The organism is Nesterenkonia haasae (assembly GCF_010119385.1).
Lineage (GTDB): Bacteria > Actinomycetota > Actinomycetes > Actinomycetales > Micrococcaceae > Nesterenkonia > Nesterenkonia haasae.
In genome coordinates this window covers 33,377-50,482 of sequence record NZ_VFIE01000020.1, presented here as the reverse complement: position 1 = coordinate 50,482, position 17,106 = coordinate 33,377, and the positions used below count along the sequence as shown (strand labels likewise).

The window sequence follows — 17,106 nt, the reverse complement described above, 5'->3', positions numbered from 1 at the left end:
CACATGACCCAGCAGAATCGGAGTCTCACAGCACCCAGTCGCACACCTCCAACTCGCAGTTCGATCGAACGCCTGCGAGCGGGTTTCGCCTCACCGGACCCCTCGGCTCGGCCGATGGTGCGGTGGTGGTGGTTCGGGCCACAGGTGGAAAGAGCTGACCTGCTCCGTGACCTTGACTCCATGGCGGAGTCAGGTATCGGCGGCGTCGAATGCGCATTCGTCTACCCGATGAGCGCGCAGACTGACACGTTCCTTTCTGATTCCTTCCTGAAGGACTTGGAGTACGCAGCCCTAGCGGCAGAAGAACGCGGTCTGCGTTTCGATGTCACGTTGGGATCCGGGTGGCCCTACGGCGGGCCGCACATAGACGCGGCGACAGCCTCCAGACGCATCCACTGGGAGCGCGAGGAGGTCCGCATGCCCGCCACGCGTCTGCTGGTTCCGCAAACCTGGCCTGACGACCAATTCATTGCTGCCTACATCGGTGAGGGAACTCGGGCTGAGACGCCCACCGTCTTCCTCCCTATGGAGACTCAGGTGGTCGACGGTGAACGCTACATACTTGTTCCCGAAGGCAGGGGCCCACGGGTCATGCTGACGGCAGTGTCGCGGCCCACCGGTCAGACACTGAAGCGCGCCGCCGCCGGAGCCGAAGGGTGGGCGCTGGACCACTTCAGTCGCACAGCTGCTCAAGCGCACATTCAGCATGTGGCAGAGCCACTGGTCGCTGCCGCTGGTGCTCAGCGGATCGGGTCAGTGTTCTGCGACAGTTTGGAAGTCTATGATGCAGATTGGACTCCGAAGCTGCCGGAGGAGTTCAGATCACGGCGTGGATACGACGCGATTCCGCACCTTTGGAAACTGCGAACTACTGACGAGTCCCATAGCGAGTTTCGAGCAGATTATGGCCGCACCCTCACCGAGATGCTGGAAGACAATTTCATCTCCGTGATGGCCGGGTGGGCCGAGAGCAAGGGTCTCCCGTTTCGGATCCAGGGGTATGGCGAACCCCCGGCCACCGTCAGTTCTTTCCGGCACGCCCACGCATTCGAAGGTGAAGGATGGGGATGGGACGCGGTCACGGCGTGCCGTTGGGCCAGCTCTGCTGGGCAACTCTACGGTCAACAGGTCATCTCTTCAGAGACTTGGACGTGGAACCACTCGCCGTCCTTCCGCTCCACTCCGCTGGACATTCTGGGAGAAGCGCATGACCACCTGCTGATGGGCATCAACCAGTTCGTCGGGCACGGCTGGCCCACCTCGCCACGGCCCGAGCAGAGACACCCGGATGAGTCCCCCGACCTGGGCCGAGTCTTCTACGCCTCCGCCGCTTTGGATGATCGGAACGCCTGGTGGGATGCAGCGCCGGCTCTCTGGGGAACGCTGCACAGGCTGTCATGGCTCATGCGCCAAGGCCACAGAGAATCCCAGGTGGGTATCTACGTTCCGGCCCGCGACATCTACGCTGGCTTCTCTGCGGCCGGACGATTCGACCTTTTCAAAGAGACGCGTCAGCACATAGGGGAGGAGCTCCCCTGGACGATTCGCACGGCCGGCCTTGACTTCGATCTATTCGACGACGACGCCGTCGGAGTGCTTGATCCACGGCGCTTTCCGCTCGTTGTCCTCCCCTGGGCGTCCAACATTCCTGCCCAGACTCGTTCATGGCTTCAAAGTGTTCTGGACGCCGGGGGCAAGGTGTTAGACCTTGGAGGCACAGCACAGTGCGGTGAGACGGTGACCGACCCAGGGGCCCTGCTCCAGCACACCGCCTCACTGCTCGGAGTGCCTTTCACTGTCTCTGACCCGGAGACCTGGGAGCCGCGGAAGAACACCAGCGTGGCGGTTACGACCCGTGTGGTGGGAGCGGACAGCCCTGGTTCCGGAGTCCGAATTCACTTTGTCGCCAACACTGGAGCACATACAGAATCAATCAGTTTCGCACAAGACATGGGTCGGGGCAGTGAGGGTTCCGTCGTCGAACGGTGGGATGCAGATTCGGGTCGAGTAGCGGAAGTGTTCAGCGGGGAGGAATACGTCACACTGCTCTTAGAGGGCTACGAGGCAACAATCCTGGTCGAACACTCAGGTCCCTACGGGACTGTCCCTGAGGTGCAAGGGCCCTCCGCGGCGGCTGTGGAGCCGCTGAATCAGATGGTGGCAACGCTCGAGGACTGGACCGTGCAGTTCCCGCAGGATTCGCAGCCACACCCAGTCGATCTCCCTCATCAGTGGGAAACGGAGGAACGGCATCGGGTGTACTCGGGCAGTGCTAGCTATTCAACAGCCTTTGCCGTTCCTGACGGCACTGGCGCGGTCGAGCTGGACCTGGGACCCGCGGTGCCGCACCAACTTGAAGACCCTGAATCGGCAGGCCTGATGGAGGCCTCCTTCAGCGCAGAAGTCCGGACTCCAGTGGGCGCGGTGGCGGTCGTCTTCTTGGACGGAAAGAAGGTGGGAGTTCTGTGGAAAACCCCGTACCGGATAGACCTCAGCGAGTGGGTAACACCAGGTGTTCAGCACGAACTCACCCTGGTCGTGTCGAACGTGACGAGCCACCGACTCGCCGTAGATGAGGGTCTGCCGCATCTGGTGGCTCAGGCCCACGAGAACTTCGGTCGTCGTTTTGGAATACAGACTCTCGAACTCGCCCTCGCCGATGTGGCCTCAGGGCTCCTGGCAGTACCCCAGCTTCGAATCCTTAAGGCTCGAGACCAGACTTCCTAGCGCATCCTCAAGCCAGAAGAATTTACCGTCAGTGATGCTGCTCGGGTATTACTGCATAGCTAACTGATACCGGTAAATCACTGTTTTCCGTTGACGTGTTTCCTGTCACATCAATAGAGTCATGGCTATCCACTACCAGTGAAGTGCATCACAGCACGACAATCTGGAAGTGAGCTCGTATTCAGTGCCTCGCACTCAATCGCTCAATGAAGAGGAACCATGATGAACATGAAAAACTTCACCCAACTTGCTGGTGCAACCATGATCGGAGCACTGCTGCTCACCAGTTGTGGTGCCTCCGGAAATGGAAATGGCAATGGCAACGATGGAAACGGTGATGCCGAAGCTGCCGGAGAGTCCGCTGAAGAGGTGACGCTGCGATTCGCATGGTGGGGATCCGATGCGCGCCACAGCACGACCCAGGACATTATCGACGCCTTCGAGGAGGAGAATCCAAACATTTCCGTTGAGGCGGAATATGGCGACTGGGGGGGCTACTGGGATGGGCTGGCTACTCAGTCAGCAGGTGGCAACCCACCGGACATTATCCAAATGGATGATAAGTACCTCCGCGAGTATGCGGATAGAGGCGCGCTACTTGAACTGAGTGACGTGGACACCTCAGATTTCGACGAGGATGCTGTCAACAACGGACGCACCGACGAGGGCCTCTTTGGCATCACCACCGGAATCAACGCCCTTGCATTGGTAGCCAACCCCACCATCTTCGAAGAGGCTGGGGTGGACATGCCCGATGACACCAGCTGGACCTGGGATGAGTTCGCTGAGCTGGCCGCCGAAATCAGCGAAAACCACGATTCCGCCTACGGCACCAATGACCCGAACGAACCCGGCGGCTTCCAGGTATGGCTCCGTCAGCAGGACAAGCACTTCACCACAGATGAAGGCGAGCTCGGCTTCGATGAAAACGATGCTGCGGAGTACTTCCAGTTCTACTACGACATGTTGGGCAACGGTATGCCCACCGCGTCCGAAATATCAGAAAATCAGAGTGCCGGCCCAGATCAGTCCCTGATGGGAACGGGCCAGGTGGCTCTGGCCCCATGGTGGACAAACCAGTTGCCGGGCCTCAGCGAGGCCTCGGGGGAGGATTTGGAACTGCTGCGCTTTCCCACCCAGTCCGGAAACACGGATGAAAGTGGCATGTGGTACAAGTCATCGATGATGATGTCAGCTTCCGCATCCACGGACCACCCGGAGGAGACCATCGCCTTCATTGACTGGTTCGTGAACTCCGAAGAGGCTGGCCAACTCAACCAGATGGACCGCGGACTCTTGGGGAACAACTCCGTCCGCGAAGCCATCAACGATGATCTCGAACCGGCTGACGCGCGAACTGCGGAATTCATCGCCGATATCGAAACCGAGGTTGAAGCCCAAGCCGCAGAACCGATTCCATCCCTGGGATTCTCAGGCCTGCAGGAGATCCTCTATCGGTACGAAATCCAGGTCTTCTTTGAGGAGATGACACCGGAGGAAGCCGCCAGCAGCATGATCTCTGAGATGGAGAGTGAGATCCAGTAGTAGCTCGAGCATTGCACTGGCAGGGGCGGTCGTCGATGATGGCCGCCCCTGCCAGTGCCCTGCCGGTTTGGACTGTGTGTCGACGGGTTGCTCAGTACATACCGAGACTTGGCGTCTGTGCTCGCCGTCCGCTATGGTCGGCACACGTGGCGCAACCAGGGGTTGGCCCGCGATGTCGGTCCAGACGTGACAAGCCAGTCGCTGGACAGGCCAGCAATGTTGATCGGGGATGAAATGACGGTTTTGGGGAATGACGCATTTGTCGCGGAATCCGTCGGCTTCGTGCTCGTGGGACTGATGTGGGCCTTGAGCCTGGCTGCGCTGGCAGGTTTGGCACATCTGCTGGGCAAGTGGATGCGCAATCGTGAAGAGCGCCGCAAGCGTCCCCTTGCTCCTCAAGACGACTCGCCCGCAATGAGCCGCGAAACGCAGCGCAGTGTCCGTAAGGGCAAGCGACGTCAGGACAACGCCAGCGACCTCGACGGCTACCTCTAACGTGTACTGCCGGCCGGGTGGGCAGCGCTCACTCGCCCTGTGACGCTTGACACGCACAACTCCACCCACCTACTGTTGGGTCGTGAAATTGAAACGATTTATAACAAGCACAGCCGTCACCTGCGTCGGCGCATTGGCCCTCACCTCCTGTGGGGGTGGAGGAGACGACGACGGCGAAGTCACCCTCGCATTCACCTGGTGGGGTTCTGATTCCCGGCACCAGGCGACTGAGGAGATTATCGATCTCTTTGAAGAGCAGAACCCAGGCATTACGATCGAGCCCTCCTACAGTGACTGGGCAGGCTACTGGGACCAGCTCGCGACTCAGACTGCCGGGGGCACCCCTCCGGACATCATTCAGATGGATGATGCGTACCTGCGTGAGTACTCCGGCCGCGGTGCCCTCTTGGAGCTTACTGACGTTGATGTCTCGGGACTCGATGAGGAGTCTGTCGCAAACGGACGCACGGAAGACGAAGGCCTGATCGGCGTGACGACGGGCATCAACGCCATGGTGCTTATGGCCAACCAGGACATATTTGATGAAGCAGGCGTAGATATGCCTGACGACACCAGCTGGACCTGGGACGACTACCTGGAGATCACCAGTGAGATCAGCGAGAACGTCGATGGTGTCTACGGTGCAACCGGCCCCGGCCAACCAGCCGATTTCCAGATCTGGCTCCGCCAGCAGGGAATGCACCTCAACACTGAGGAAGGTGAACTCGGATTCGAAGCCAGTGACGCTGAAGCGTACTTCGAGCACCTCTACGAACTTATGGAAGCCGGCGGTTACCCTCCGGCCTCAGTGATCGCGGAAGATCAGACGCCCGGACCAGATGAGTCGATGACCGGCTCGAACGAGGTCGCTATGGGCATGTGGTGGACTAACCAGCTGCCGGCAATCTCCGGTGCCTCAGGACAGAACATCGTGCCTCTGCGGATGCCCTCCATGACGGGAAACGCCGAGGAAAATGGCATGTGGTACAAATCGACCATGCTGCTATCAGTCAGCGCCAATACTGATCATCCTGAGGAAGCCCAGCAGTTCGTTGACTTCATGATCAATTCTGAAGAGGCTGGGGCGCTCAATGGCACTGACCGCGGGCTGCCGTCCAACCAGGAGGTTCGCGAGACCGTCTTCGACGAGCTCGATGGAGAAGACTTGGTAGCCAGCGAGTTCATCATGGACATCGAAGATGAGGTGGGGGCACAACCAAACGAGCCGGTTCCTGCCATGGGCTTCTCAGCGATGCAAGAGATGCTTCAGCGTTATGAGCTGCAAGTCTTCTTTGAGGAGCTGAGTCCAGCGGAAGCGGCCGACAGCATGGTGGCTGAGATGGAGCAAGAGCTGCAGGGATCGTGATGCATTGGCCAGGAAAAGTCCCCGGACTCGCCTATGGTGGCGACTACAACCCAGAGCAATGGTCCCAGGCAACACGGGAGCAAGACCTTGAGCTGATGGGCGAGGCCGGGGTGAACCTGGTCAGTGTCGCGATCTTTTCCTGGGCCATGCTTGAGCCCCGGGAGGGCGAATACGACTGGTCATGGCTCGATGAAACTATGGATCGGCTCGCCGACCGCGGAGTTTTTGCCGCGCTTGCTACGGCAACAGCGTCGCCACCGCCCTGGCTGACTCATAAGCACCCTGAGATCCTGCCTGAGACGGCGGACGGCGTGACGCTCTGGCCCGGCGCTCGTCAGGCCTACTCGGTATCGTCTCCCGTTTTCCGCTCATACGCCTTGCGCATGACCAGGTCTATTGCAGAGCGCTACGCGGATCATCCAGCACTGGCTCTTTGGCACGTGGACAATGAGTTGGGCTGCCATAACAGCCATGACTTCTCCGACGACGCTGCAGAAGCCTTCCGCCGCTGGTTGGAGTCCAGATACCACACCGTGGAGGAGCTGAATCGTGCATGGGGCACCGCCTTCTGGTCCCAGCGCTACAGCAGCTTCGAGGAAGTTCTACCTCCGCGCAAGGCCCCGATGTTCGTCAACCCCACCCAGCAGTTAGATTTCCACCGGTACTCTTCCGACGAATTGTTGGAGTACTTCCGGGAGATGAAGAGGATTCTGCGGGAGATTACACCTCAGATTCCGGTCACCACGAACTTTATGTGCACTACCCGGTCCAAGAATATGGACTATTTCTCCTGGGCGTCAGACATGGATGTGGTCGCCACTGATCATTACACCATCGCTGATGACCCTATGCGGCATATTGAGCTGGCCTTCAGCGCGGATCTCACCCGGGGGGTGGCCGGAGGTGAGCCGTGGATGCTCATGGAACACTCCACCTCTGCGGTGAATTGGCAGCAGCGCAATCACACCAAAGACTCCGCAGAAATGCTGCGCGACTCGCTCAGTCATGTAGCTCGTGGTGCTGATGCCGTGATGTTCTTCCAATGGCGGCAGTCACACGCAGGGGCCGAGAAGTACCACTCGGCGATGGTTCCTCACGCTGGAACGGATTCAGATGTCTGGGACAGCACAGTGAAGCTCGGCCATGCGCTGCAGAAGCTAGCACCGGTGCAGGGAAGCACCGTAAGGACACAAGTCGCTCTGCTGTTCGACTACGAATCATGGTGGGGAGCTGAGCTGGACTCTCACCCCAATAATGATCTTTCGTATCCAGAAGAAGTCATGCACTGGTACCGGGCGCTCTGGGAGATAGGGGTGGCTGTCGATGTGGTGCATCCAAGTCATGATCTGAGCAGCTACGATGCGCTCATCGTCCCGTGTCTGTATCTAGTCAGCGATGAACACGCGGCTGGTATAGCGGCGGCCGCGCAGTCTGGCGCTTCAGTTTTGGTGAGCTATTTCAGTGGGATCGTGGACGAGAACGAGCATGTCCGCCTTGGAGGGTACCCCGGAGCCTTCCGGGACCTCCTGGGGATTCGAACCGAGGAGTTCTGGATCCTCCAGCAGGACCAGGCGTGGGGTTTGGATGACGGCAGCACTGCCACCTTCTGGACGGAAAAGACGCGCCTGGCCGATGAGGGTTCGGGAGCTGCTGAAGCAGTGCTGAAGTACGTGGACGGCCCGCTACAAGGATTGCCTGCGGTGACGCGTCACGAAGTGGGCAATGGCAGTGCATGGTACGCCGGCACTCGGCTCGACGAAGAGGCGACCCGAACCTTGATTCGTCAGGTCATGGCGGAAGCCGACGTGAGCCCGGAACACGAGGACCTGCCGGAGGGTGTTGAAGCGGTGCGTCGCCACAAAGGTGCAGGCGATGCGAAAGAGACCTTCCTGTTCCTGCTCAATCACAACGCTGAGGGAGTCACCATCAGGACCTCCGGGATGGAGCTTCTGAGCGGAACTTTCGTCTCTGATGCGTTCGATATCGCCGCAGGTGGTATTGCCGTGCTGCACAAAAGATGACAGGTCTGTTGTGACCAGTGCAAGACTTTAACCCTCAGCTGCGCTGAATGCCAATAATTCGGCCCCGCGACCTCAGGAGGAGGAAGCGGGGCCGAACCCTTAGGGGAGCCGTCAGATCAGCTCTCCAGTTGGAGATCACCGTTCACGCGGCGATTCAGGTTCCAAGGATTATCTGCCTTGACTGGCGCCGGGAGCAGCTCTTCCGGGAGATTCTGGTAAGCCACGGGGCGAAGGAATCGCTCGATGCCCAGTGTTCCCACGCTGGTGGTCCGTGAATCCGAAGTTGCCGGGAACGGGCCACCGTGGACCATGGCGTGGTTGACCTCCACTCCAGTGGGCCACCCATTGGCCAGGATGCGTCCAACTTTCCCTTCCAAGACCGGCACCAGAGGTGCAGCTGAGGAATAGTCGGATTCCGTCAAGTGCAGGGTCGCGGTGAGCTGCCCTTCCAGACGGCTCGCAGTGGTGACCAAATCCTCAGTGGACGTGTACCGGATGACCAACGACGCGGCCCCGAAGATCTCTTCATGCAGAACCGGGTTGTCCCGGAACTGCTCACTGCTGGCCTGGTAAATGACCGGTGCCGGAGCGTTTTTAGTAGCCCCCTCAGCACCGCGACCGACAAGGTCGACCCCAGCCTGAGCGGCGAGCTGTTCGACGCCGGCATTCCAGGAATCAGCGATCGATGCAGTCAGCATTGTCTGGCCAGCAGCTGCCGCGGAGGCTTCACCCACCGCTTCTAAGAAAGCGTCCCCGCGGGCCCCGGCAGGCACGAACACCAAGCCTGGGGCAGTGCAGAGCTGTCCGGAGGAACCGGTCACCGAGGCCAGATACGCCTTGGCGAGTTCACTGAGGTCTTCTGGGCTTTTCTGCAGCACACCCTCGAAGAAGAACACCGGGTTGATGGAGCTCATCTCGGCGTAGACCGGGATCGGCACCTCGCGGGCTGCTGCTGCCTTCATGAGGGAGACTCCCGCAGCACGTGAGCCGGTGAAACCGACAGCGTGGATCGCCGGGTCGGAAGCCAGCGACTGGCCGATCGAGGAACCTGCGCCGTAGATCAAGCTGAACACACCGGGATGCAGACCTGCCTCGGCCACCGCATCGGAAATCGCGCGTCCGACCATTTCCGATGTTCCGGGATGTGCGTTGTGAGCTTTGAAGACCACAGGGCACCCTGCGGCGAGGGCTGAGGCGGTGTCGCCGCCAGCCACAGAGAAAGCCAAGGGGAAGTTCGACGCACCGAATACGGCGACGGGCCCAAGAGGTATCTTGCGTTGACGAACCTCTGGTCGGGGCATCGGTGTCCGGTCTGGAATCGCGGGGTCTACCCGCACTCCGCGGAAGTCACCCTGCCGGACCACGGAAGCAAAGAGGCGCAGCTGGTTGACCGTGCGACCCCGCTCCATATTCGCCCGCGCTTCTGGGAGGCCGGTCTCCGCCATCACGCGTTGGGTGAGGGCATCGCCGAGTGCGTCGATCTTCGAGGCAGCGGATTCCAAGAAGGCCGCGTGTTCCTGCGGCGTCAATGCAGAAAAGGACGGATAAGCTTCCGCCGCCGCGGCTGTTGCCTGCGCTAGCTGGGATTCATCGATCAGCTGATAGGTAGGTTCCAAAGCCTCACCGGTTGCGGGGTTCACTCCACTCACGGCTTTGCCCGTTCCAGCTACGCGCTGCCCTGCGATGATCGACTCTCCGGAAAGGTGAGTTGCTGCTGCTGTGTGATGGGTCATACTCAGCTCCTTGGTCTCATTCTGCGCCATGTTCTTGCTGCGCTTGGTCATATGCCCGATAGTCTCTGTCTAGCACAAGGGCCGCATGGAGAAACCTCGCGCTCGTTCAGACCCCGGCGGGTGCCGATGCTTCGGCGCGAGGACGAATCTCGGCGGCCTCGATCAATGCTGAAAGGTCAGCGACATCCTGCTCCGTGAGGTCCTGAAGCGGAGGGCGCACGGGACCGGGGTTACGCCCGACTGCCTTGAGGCCACCCTTCACTATGGAAACACCATAACCTTTGACCCTGTCCCGGATCTCCAAGTACGGCAGGACGAACCGGTTGAGCTTCTCAGTGACCGCGGAGCGGTCCTGACGGCGAACGTCGCCATAGAACTCCAGTGCGAATTCGGGTGCGAAGTTGTAGAGCGCTGATGAGTAGGTGCTCATCCCCAACTGCAGCATGGGAAGGGCGAAGGTCTCGGCAGTGGGGAGACCGCCGAGGTAGAACAGACGATCACCGGCAGTGGCGACGACGCGAGTCACTGCTTCGATATCTCCGGTGGCGTCCTTGAAGCCGATGAAGTTCTCATGCTTCTGGGCCAGGCGTACAACGGTTTCAGCAGAATAGACGGCGTTGGCCCGGTTGTAGACAATGACCGCCAAGTTGGTCGAGGAGCACACTGCATCAACGTGAGCCTCCAAGCCCTGCTGGTCACATTCGGTCAGGTACGGAGGCAGCAGCAGAAGCCCTTCGCATCCTGCAGCTTCCGCAGCCTGGGCGTTTCGCACCGCCTGGTAGGTGGCACCTCCTGCTGAGCCGAGCACGGGAACGACGCCGCCTGCCTCTTCGACTGCCAGCTGCACCACCCGAGCATTTTCCTCCGGAGAGAGGCTGAAGCCTTCTCCGGTACCCCCTGCGGCAAACAATCCGGCCACACCCTGGCGAGCCTGCCAGTTGAGGTGCGTTCGGTAAGCCTCCTCGTCGAGCTGCAGGTCTTCTGTGAAAGGCGTGACGGGGAAGGACAGTAGGCCGTCTTTGAGATGATGGGCCAGTTCATGAGGCGTATAACGGGGCACGGTTTGTCCTGATTCTCGTCTTCGGCGGTATGCCTGAGCCAGGCGCGCCGTATGGAAGCATGTGTCACCGACCACTGTAAAACTCGTCAGTGATGCGCGTCCAAGGTTTTCATTGGATGGATTTATGCTTCACGAGCATCACCGAGTCGGTTCTCTGCCAGTGCGTCCATAAGCTGTCTGACGGCTGGATTCCGTTGATCTTTGCGCCAGATCACGTGGAGCTCTACTGCCTCGTCGGTTTTGCCTCCCAACGGCAGGTGGCGGACTCCGCCGATTCCCAGACGCGCAGCCGATTCTGGGACGAAGGCCACTCCGCGACCAGCTGCCACCAAAGACACCATGGTCAGAATCTGACTGACGGTGTGGACGACGTTGCCATGTTGGATAGGAACGTGTCGGATGGCCAGATCGTAGAAGTATCGCGCCTTGATGGGGGAGTACATGATCAAAGGTACGCCTTTGAGGTCCCGGCCCTGAATGGTTCTGTCCAGTTCAGTCAGTGGATGGTCCTCGGGAACAGCGAGCTGCAGAGCTTCAGTTTGGAGCAAATGCGCTGAGAACTGATCAAGATCAACCGGCGGACGGGCGAGCCCCACGTCCAACTCGCCGGCATTGAGCGCCTCATGCTGTTCTCGAGTCACCATTTCGCGCAGATCAATCTCCACATCGGGGATGTGTTCACTCATCGTGGTCAAGAGTTCTCCCAGAACGCTGAAGCCAGAGGCTGCAGTAAATCCCATACGCAGCAGTCCAGCCTGACCACGGGCCACACGCTGGGCCGTCAGGGGTGCTTGATCGGCCGTGACAAGAAGTTTGCGGGCTTCATCAAGGAAAGCTGTTCCGGCCACCGTGAGGGAGACTTTGCGATTGTCCCGCTCAATGAGGTGTACGCCGACAGTTTTCTCCAGCTTCTGGATCTGCCGACTGAGAGGAGGTTGGGTCATGTGCAGCCGTTGGGCGGCACGGCCGAAGTGCAGTTCTTCAGCGACCGCGACGAAGCTGCGAATTTGGTCCAGAGTAAACATGATGCGTTCCCAGCATTATTGGAATGATGCCTGTGGTCGTTTAGGTATCATAGCGTGCCGGGGGATTTCAGCTCTTCTCCCCGTGCTCGCCAATGACTCGGCGGCGAGAATTTCCCAGATGCACACGCATGGCGGCGGCTGCACCGGCGCTGTCGCCGGCGACGACTGCGTCAATTATCTGTTGGTGCTCCCACGCTGCCAGCTCGTGCCGTTGACGACCGTGCTCTGAATCCGATCCCTCAAGCCTGGTCCGGGGCATGGAAATCATGACCGGTCCCAACGAGTCCAAGGCGTCCGAGAGGTAGGGGTTTCCGCTGAGCAGGGCGATACTGCGGTGGAAAGAGAAATCGTGCTGAATAGCCTGAGCTGGGTTCTCCGCGGAGCTGGCGAAACCGTGACAGGTGGCGATCAGCGCTGAGAGCTGCTGGTCAGGTGCTTGCGAGCTGCTGCAGCGGCGCGCGGCCAACGCCGCGGCCTCAGGTTCCAGTGCCAAGCGATAGTCGATGACATCGAGCCGGTCCCGCAGGCTGCGTACGGGGCGATGTGAAGCCGCAGTATGCGCCGGCGGTGGTGTCAGAGCGAAGCTTCCAAGGCCACGACGAGTGGTGATGAGCCCTTCTGCGTGCAGCCTGCCCAGAGCCTCGCGCACGACTGTCCGGCTGACGTGATGCTCGCTGATGAGTGCCGATTCACTGGGGAGCTTCTGACCCGCTGAGATAGTTCCCGACATGATCTGTTCACGCAGGCCTTCTGCGAGAACATCGCTACGCCGAGGTGCTTTCATGTGGTCAATTCCACCGAATCGGTGGTCCATGCGCGTGCCTGCTCGCTGAGGGAGAATCCCAAACCTGGGCGGTGCGGCACCAACATGCGGCCGCCCTCTATTTCGAGGCGCTCATTGAACAGTGGATCCAGCCAGTCGAAATGCTCCACCCAGGGTTCGTGGGGGTAGGCGGCGGCCAGATGCACATGGATCTCCATGGCGAAGTGCGGCGCGAGGTCAAGTCCTGCGCTGTGCGCCAGTGTGCAGAGCCGCAGAAACTGAGTGATGCCACCCACTCGTGGTGCATCAGGCTGGAGGACGTCACACGACTTGGCCGCGATGAGCTGTTCGTGTTCCGCTACGGAGGCCAACATCTCACCGGTTGCGATTGGCGTATCCAGCGCTGCAGCGAGCGCGGCGTGACCAGCGGAGTCGTAGGCGTCCAATGGTTCTTCGATCCAGGTGAGGTTGAACTCTTCCAACGCGCGGCCCATGCGCAGCGCAGTAGACCTGTTCCACTGCTGATTGGCATCTACCATCAACGGCACATCAGGTCCCAGGTGCTCGCGCACAGCGCGTACTCGTCTCAGGTCTTCGGCGGTATCCGGCAGTCCCACTTTGATCTTGATTCCAGCGATCCCCGCCGCCAGGGACGCTGTGGCACGTTCGGTAATTTCTTCGATGGAAGCGTGCAGAAACCCTCCAGAGGTGTCGTAGGTGCGCACAGAATCGCGATAGGAGCCCAAGAGTTTGGCCAGTGGCAGTCCGGCGCGCTTGGCTTTCAGGTCCCAGAGTGCGATGTCGATGGCCGCCAACGCTTGTGTGGCTACTCCGGAACGACCGACTGAGGCTCCTGCCCAGAGGAGCTTGTCGTACACCTTGGCGATATCACTGGGATCTTCGCCTAGGAGATTCTCCGCGACCTCCCGTGCGTGAGCGTACTGTGCAGGGCCTCCTGCGCGTTTGGAGTAGGAGAACCCCAAACCCTCGTAGCCCTGGGCCGTAGTGATCTCGGCGAAGAGGAAGACCACCTCGGTCATCGGGCGCTGGCGCCCGGTGAAGACTTTTGCATCCGAAATGGGAGTTCTCAGGGGGAGTGTCGCCGTCGAAAGTGTGATGTGGGTGACTGAGTCAGCTCGATACGCCATGGAGTAATCGTATAGGTAGGGAACATGTACGACAAGTATTGACAGCGTTTCGTCTCTCGCGGTGGAATCTGAGAAGTGACGAACTCTCCGCTGTGCGGCGCATGTATTCTTTCCCCATGGCAATGGCTCAGGTGCGTGACGTAGCGGCTCATGCAGGCGTCTCGCCAGCCACAGTCTCCAATGCGCTGAACCACCCAGAGAAGGTTTCTCCGGTGACACGTGCGCGTGTGTTGACGGCTATCAAAGAACTTGGTTACGTGCGCAACGACGCCGCACGCCAGTTGCGCCAACGCGGCAACCGCGCCGTAGGAATGATCGTCCTCGATGTGGCAAACCCGTTTTTTGCCGGAGTGGCGCAGGGCGCAGAGCTATCACTGGCGGGTACGCAGCGCCCGCTTCTGCTCGGCAACTCCGCGCAGCAAAAGGAACGTGAACTCAGCTACCTCAATCTTTTTGAAGAGCAGAGAGTTTCCGGCATCCTGATTTCCCCCGTTGGCAATGTCATGAATCGGCTCCGTCAACTGAGAAAACGCGGAACAGCAGTGGTGATCGTTGACCGCAAAAGCGGCGAGCGGGAGTTCTCTTCGGTTTCCACTGACGACATTCACGGGGGACAGCTTGCGGCGGAGCACCTCGTTGCACGCGGACGCCGTCGCCTTGCGGTCATCGGAGGTCCGGGCACTATCCGACAGGTCGCTGACCGGCTCTCTGGCGCTCGCATGGTGGCTGAGCGGCGTGAGGGGGTGACGGTGGAGTATCTGGATACTGGCGCAATGGACGTCGAATCCGGGCGTCGGGGGGCTCACGCGCTGATGTCCCGCCCTGCGCATCAGCGTCCCGATGCGATCTTCGCCGCCAACGATCTAGTGGCGCTAGGGGCTCTGCAAGAATTAGTGCGCTCAGGCATCTCAGTCCCCGATGACATTGCTCTGATGGGTTACGACGATATTGTTTTCGCTGTTTCGGCTGCTATCCCCCTGACGTCAGTGCGTCAGCCCGCTGTGGAAATTGGCAGTTGTGCGGCAGATCTGCTGCTCGCTGCCATTGACGACCCGAAAGTCCATGCCGAGCACCCGATGTTTACTCCGACACTCGTGGCTAGAGAGTCCACCGGAATGGAATCAGAACCGGCGAGCACACCCTCGTGAGGTGACCGCACCGGAAGGGAGAACAGGATTGCGTGGCAGTTCTCGGTAGGTGTTCTCGGTCATCTCGGGGCGTCACTTATGAATGCCCTTGTGAGCGCTGATCACCCCAGCGTCCGCGACGCCGGTAGACGGTTCAGGCTTCCTGATGACGATCCGTAAGAATGCTTGACCATCCGATGACTCCGCCCAAAAGCAGTATCCACGCAATCTGGGCGAAGGGCACGAGTGTGGCTGCCAAAATCCCGAAGGTGACCATCGCGCCCACACCCGCGGCACCGACACCCGCGGTCACCGCGGCGCCGAGCTCGCCAGTGCCCCAGAACCACCGAGTGACGGCACCCATCAAGCCGCCGACAAGACCTGCCGCGGCACTTTCACCCAGCAACGGCAGCGCCACCTGGAAGGCGGAGGCCTCGACGTCGGGGTTGACGTCAAAAAGCCCAAAAAGGTACGCCACCGCAGCCATGGGGAGAGCGAGAGCGAGACCCGCTGCTAGTCCATACAGGGGGCGGCGTCCGAATGCGGGGGATGGCAGTTCCTCTGTCATAGACCCCACTTTTCCACAGAGCTGGCTGGACCTCACCACGCGGAGGGTGCGTGACCTGTTCGGCGGCCGTGAGCTGAACGCGCCAGAGACCGAGTGGAGCTCAGTCCAGAGTCACGGTGGTCTGGTGGCCGACCTCGGAGAATCCGAGGCTTATCGCCATGCGCAGTGAGCCCGGAGATTCGGCAGCGGCACGCCATTGCGGAATCAGCCCAGCGACGAATGCCTCTTCCACTGCAACCGCGGCCGCAAACCGGCCCAGCCCGAGGCCTCGGTGATCAGGGTGGGTCAAGACTCCCAGATGCCCCAGCACCTCCTGCCAGACGTGCCGGCCAGCCGCCGACATCACTTCACCGGTGTCGTCACGAACCACGGCGGCCGTCCACGCAGAGTCTTCCAGTCCAGATCTGGCGACATCGTCGGCCGGGGATCGGGCCATTAGCCGTTGAACATGTTCCGTGTCGAAAGACACTGAGACCTTGTCCGACCCCTGGATTTCCGGTGGCTCCTCGCAATAGAGCAGATGCGCCTCACCGAGGATACGAGCTCCCGGATACTGAGTCCGCGCCAGTTGCAATAGCCGCGACTCCAGGGCAAGCACCTCGTCCGGCATCCCCCGTGCAGCGTCCAGCAGGGAACGTGGTCCGTACAGCACCGTCCTGCCAAAGATCTGGACCAGACTCACTGCCGCGGCGTCGTCGTTCTCGGCCTCAATCCGGTGTCCGTCAGGGCTGGCAGCGGCCAACGCCGTATCTTCCAAACCGAGGATCCTGGACCAGGCCAGCAGAATGATCTGTTCGGTGTGGGCAGCTAATCCCGTCATGGACCCAGACTACTGAGCCTGACTGAGATGCGGACAGGTACGGTGGGGCGATGGTGAACATCGGATACATCGTCGGAAGCTTTGCCCAGGATTCCATCAACCGGAAGCTGGCAGGAGTCCTTGTGGACCAGGCCCCGGCCCATGCGGAGCTCACAGAGATCGACATCACTGCGCTGCCGATCTACGACCGGCATATGGACAAAGACTTCCCTCAGGTTCTGCGAGATTTCAAGGACGAGGTGGCCCAGGTTGATGGACTGCTGATTGTTTCTCCGGAGCACAACCAGTCTTTTCCAGCCGCGGTGAAGAACGCAGTCGATGTGCTGTCCCGTCCGCCCAAGCAGGGCCAGCTCGCCGGGCTCAAACTGGGAATCGCAGGTGCCTCACCTGGTCGGTTCGGCACCATTAATGGCCAGTCTCAGATCCGCCAGTTCCTGCCGCCTCTGGGAGTCGAGCTTATGGGGAGACCACTGCTGGCCGTGCATGCCACAGCTGAGACTTTCAACGACGACGGCACCGCCGACCCCCAAACGACTCGCCGCGCCCGGGCCTACGTGGAGGCATTCACGGAGTTTGTGCAGAGTTAGAACCTCAGGCGAGGGGCCACGTTGACAGGTGACCTCAGTGGTTCTATGATCGGGATCACAAATTGAATCGATTTAGACTGTGTCTTGCTAGAACCCTAGGAAATCGGCTCATCTCTGTCAC

The 17,106-nt window shown here is 60.2% G+C and carries 14 protein-coding genes; 7 read left to right on the top strand and 7 right to left on the bottom strand.

Annotation, left to right across the window (positions count from 1 at the left end; all coding sequences use genetic code 11):
* Positions 1 to 3 precede the first annotated feature (3 nt).
* From FH975_RS08845 to FH975_RS08825, 5 genes are all read left to right on the top strand, one after another.
* Entirely contained in the window at positions 4 to 2,727 is a 2,724-nt protein-coding gene (locus FH975_RS08845) for a glycosyl hydrolase (protein ID WP_162321050.1), read from the top strand.
* 219 nt (positions 2,728 to 2,946) lie between these two features.
* Positions 2,947 to 4,272: an ABC transporter substrate-binding protein gene (locus FH975_RS08840; protein WP_162321049.1), complete on the top strand. Its 1,326-nt coding sequence runs from the start codon at positions 2,947 to 2,949 to the stop codon at positions 4,270 to 4,272.
* Positions 4,273 to 4,380: 108 nt separating this feature from the next.
* Positions 4,381 to 4,767, top strand: coding sequence for a hypothetical protein (locus FH975_RS08835; protein ID WP_153077838.1), 387 nt, complete (start codon positions 4,381 to 4,383; stop codon positions 4,765 to 4,767).
* 82 nt (positions 4,768 to 4,849) lie between these two features.
* A complete protein-coding gene (locus tag FH975_RS08830) occupies positions 4,850 to 6,133 on the top strand; it encodes an ABC transporter substrate-binding protein (RefSeq protein WP_162321048.1) in 1,284 nt (427 codons plus the stop codon).
* Positions 6,133 to 8,154, top strand: coding sequence for a beta-galactosidase (locus FH975_RS08825; protein ID WP_162321047.1), 2,022 nt, complete (start codon positions 6,133 to 6,135; stop codon positions 8,152 to 8,154). Before FH975_RS08830 ends, FH975_RS08825 begins: the two co-directional genes overlap by 1 nt.
* A 116-nt stretch (positions 8,155 to 8,270) precedes the next feature.
* Here FH975_RS08825 and FH975_RS08820 read toward each other — a convergent pair whose 3' ends face one another.
* The 5 genes from FH975_RS08820 to FH975_RS08800 all read right to left on the bottom strand — a co-directional run bounded on the left by FH975_RS08820 (position 8,271) and on the right by FH975_RS08800 (position 13,883).
* Positions 8,271 to 9,887 (bottom strand): aldehyde dehydrogenase (NADP(+)), encoded by a 1,617-nt coding sequence (locus FH975_RS08820; protein ID WP_162321184.1) that lies wholly within the window; start codon positions 9,885 to 9,887, stop codon positions 8,271 to 8,273.
* Positions 9,888 to 9,993: 106 nt separating this feature from the next.
* Positions 9,994 to 10,947, bottom strand: coding sequence for a 5-dehydro-4-deoxyglucarate dehydratase (kdgD, locus tag FH975_RS08815; RefSeq protein ID WP_162321046.1), 954 nt, complete (start codon positions 10,945 to 10,947; stop codon positions 9,994 to 9,996).
* A 122-nt stretch (positions 10,948 to 11,069) separates the two neighbouring features.
* Positions 11,070 to 11,972, bottom strand: a complete 903-nt coding sequence (locus FH975_RS08810; protein WP_153077843.1) for a LysR family transcriptional regulator — start codon at positions 11,970 to 11,972, stop codon at positions 11,070 to 11,072.
* Between the two features lie 67 nt (positions 11,973 to 12,039).
* Entirely contained in the window at positions 12,040 to 12,756 is a 717-nt protein-coding gene (locus FH975_RS08805) for a FadR/GntR family transcriptional regulator (protein WP_162321045.1), read from the bottom strand.
* Positions 12,753 to 13,883 carry an L-talarate/galactarate dehydratase gene (locus FH975_RS08800; RefSeq protein ID WP_162321044.1) on the bottom strand — a complete coding sequence of 377 codons (1,131 nt, stop codon included), beginning with the start codon at positions 13,881 to 13,883 and terminating at the stop codon, positions 12,753 to 12,755. Before FH975_RS08800 ends, FH975_RS08805 begins: the two co-directional genes overlap by 4 nt.
* A 116-nt stretch (positions 13,884 to 13,999) precedes the next feature.
* Between FH975_RS08800 and FH975_RS08795 the strand changes: the two genes are divergently transcribed.
* Positions 14,000 to 15,031, top strand: coding sequence for a LacI family DNA-binding transcriptional regulator (locus tag FH975_RS08795; protein ID WP_235928617.1), 1,032 nt, complete (start codon positions 14,000 to 14,002; stop codon positions 15,029 to 15,031).
* Positions 15,032 to 15,164: 133 nt separating this feature from the next.
* On the opposite strand, the gene FH975_RS08790 is transcribed toward FH975_RS08795, so the two are convergent.
* Both FH975_RS08790 and FH975_RS08785 read right to left on the bottom strand, forming a co-directional pair.
* Entirely contained in the window at positions 15,165 to 15,578 is a 414-nt protein-coding gene (locus FH975_RS08790) for a hypothetical protein (protein ID WP_162321043.1), read from the bottom strand.
* Positions 15,579 to 15,678: 100 nt separating this feature from the next.
* Entirely contained in the window at positions 15,679 to 16,398 is a 720-nt protein-coding gene (locus tag FH975_RS08785; RefSeq protein WP_162321042.1) for a GNAT family N-acetyltransferase, read from the bottom strand.
* Between the two features lie 50 nt (positions 16,399 to 16,448).
* Between FH975_RS08785 and FH975_RS08780 the strand changes: the two genes are divergently transcribed.
* Complete coding sequence (locus tag FH975_RS08780; protein WP_162321041.1) at positions 16,449 to 16,985, top strand: NADPH-dependent FMN reductase; 537 nt, start codon at positions 16,449 to 16,451, stop codon at positions 16,983 to 16,985.
* Positions 16,986 to 17,106 lie beyond the last annotated feature (121 nt).

What these genes read in the sequence shown, in the direction of transcription:
- FH975_RS08790 (WP_162321043.1), bottom strand. Translation starts at nt 15,578, where the DNA reads ATGACAGAGGAACTGCCATCCCCCGCATTCGGACGCCGCCCCCTGTAT.
- FH975_RS08805 (WP_162321045.1), bottom strand. Translation starts at nt 12,756, where the DNA reads ATGAAAGCACCTCGGCGTAGCGATGTTCTCGCAGAAGGCCTGCGTGAA.
- FH975_RS08780 (WP_162321041.1), top strand. Translation starts at nt 16,449, where the DNA reads ATGGTGAACATCGGATACATCGTCGGAAGCTTTGCCCAGGATTCCATC.
- FH975_RS08820 (WP_162321184.1), bottom strand. Translation starts at nt 9,887, where the DNA reads ATGACCCATCACACAGCAGCAGCAACTCACCTTTCCGGAGAGTCGATC.
- FH975_RS08800 (WP_162321044.1), bottom strand. Translation starts at nt 13,883, where the DNA reads ATGGCGTATCGAGCTGACTCAGTCACCCACATCACACTTTCGACGGCG.
- FH975_RS08840 (WP_162321049.1), top strand. Translation starts at nt 2,947, where the DNA reads ATGATGAACATGAAAAACTTCACCCAACTTGCTGGTGCAACCATGATC.
- FH975_RS08795 (WP_235928617.1), top strand. Translation starts at nt 14,000, where the DNA reads ATGGCAATGGCTCAGGTGCGTGACGTAGCGGCTCATGCAGGCGTCTCG.
- FH975_RS08785 (WP_162321042.1), bottom strand. Translation starts at nt 16,398, where the DNA reads ATGACGGGATTAGCTGCCCACACCGAACAGATCATTCTGCTGGCCTGG.
- FH975_RS08810 (WP_153077843.1), bottom strand. Translation starts at nt 11,972, where the DNA reads ATGTTTACTCTGGACCAAATTCGCAGCTTCGTCGCGGTCGCTGAAGAA.
- FH975_RS08845 (WP_162321050.1), top strand. Translation starts at nt 4, where the DNA reads ATGACCCAGCAGAATCGGAGTCTCACAGCACCCAGTCGCACACCTCCA.
- FH975_RS08825 (WP_162321047.1), top strand. Translation starts at nt 6,133, where the DNA reads ATGCATTGGCCAGGAAAAGTCCCCGGACTCGCCTATGGTGGCGACTAC.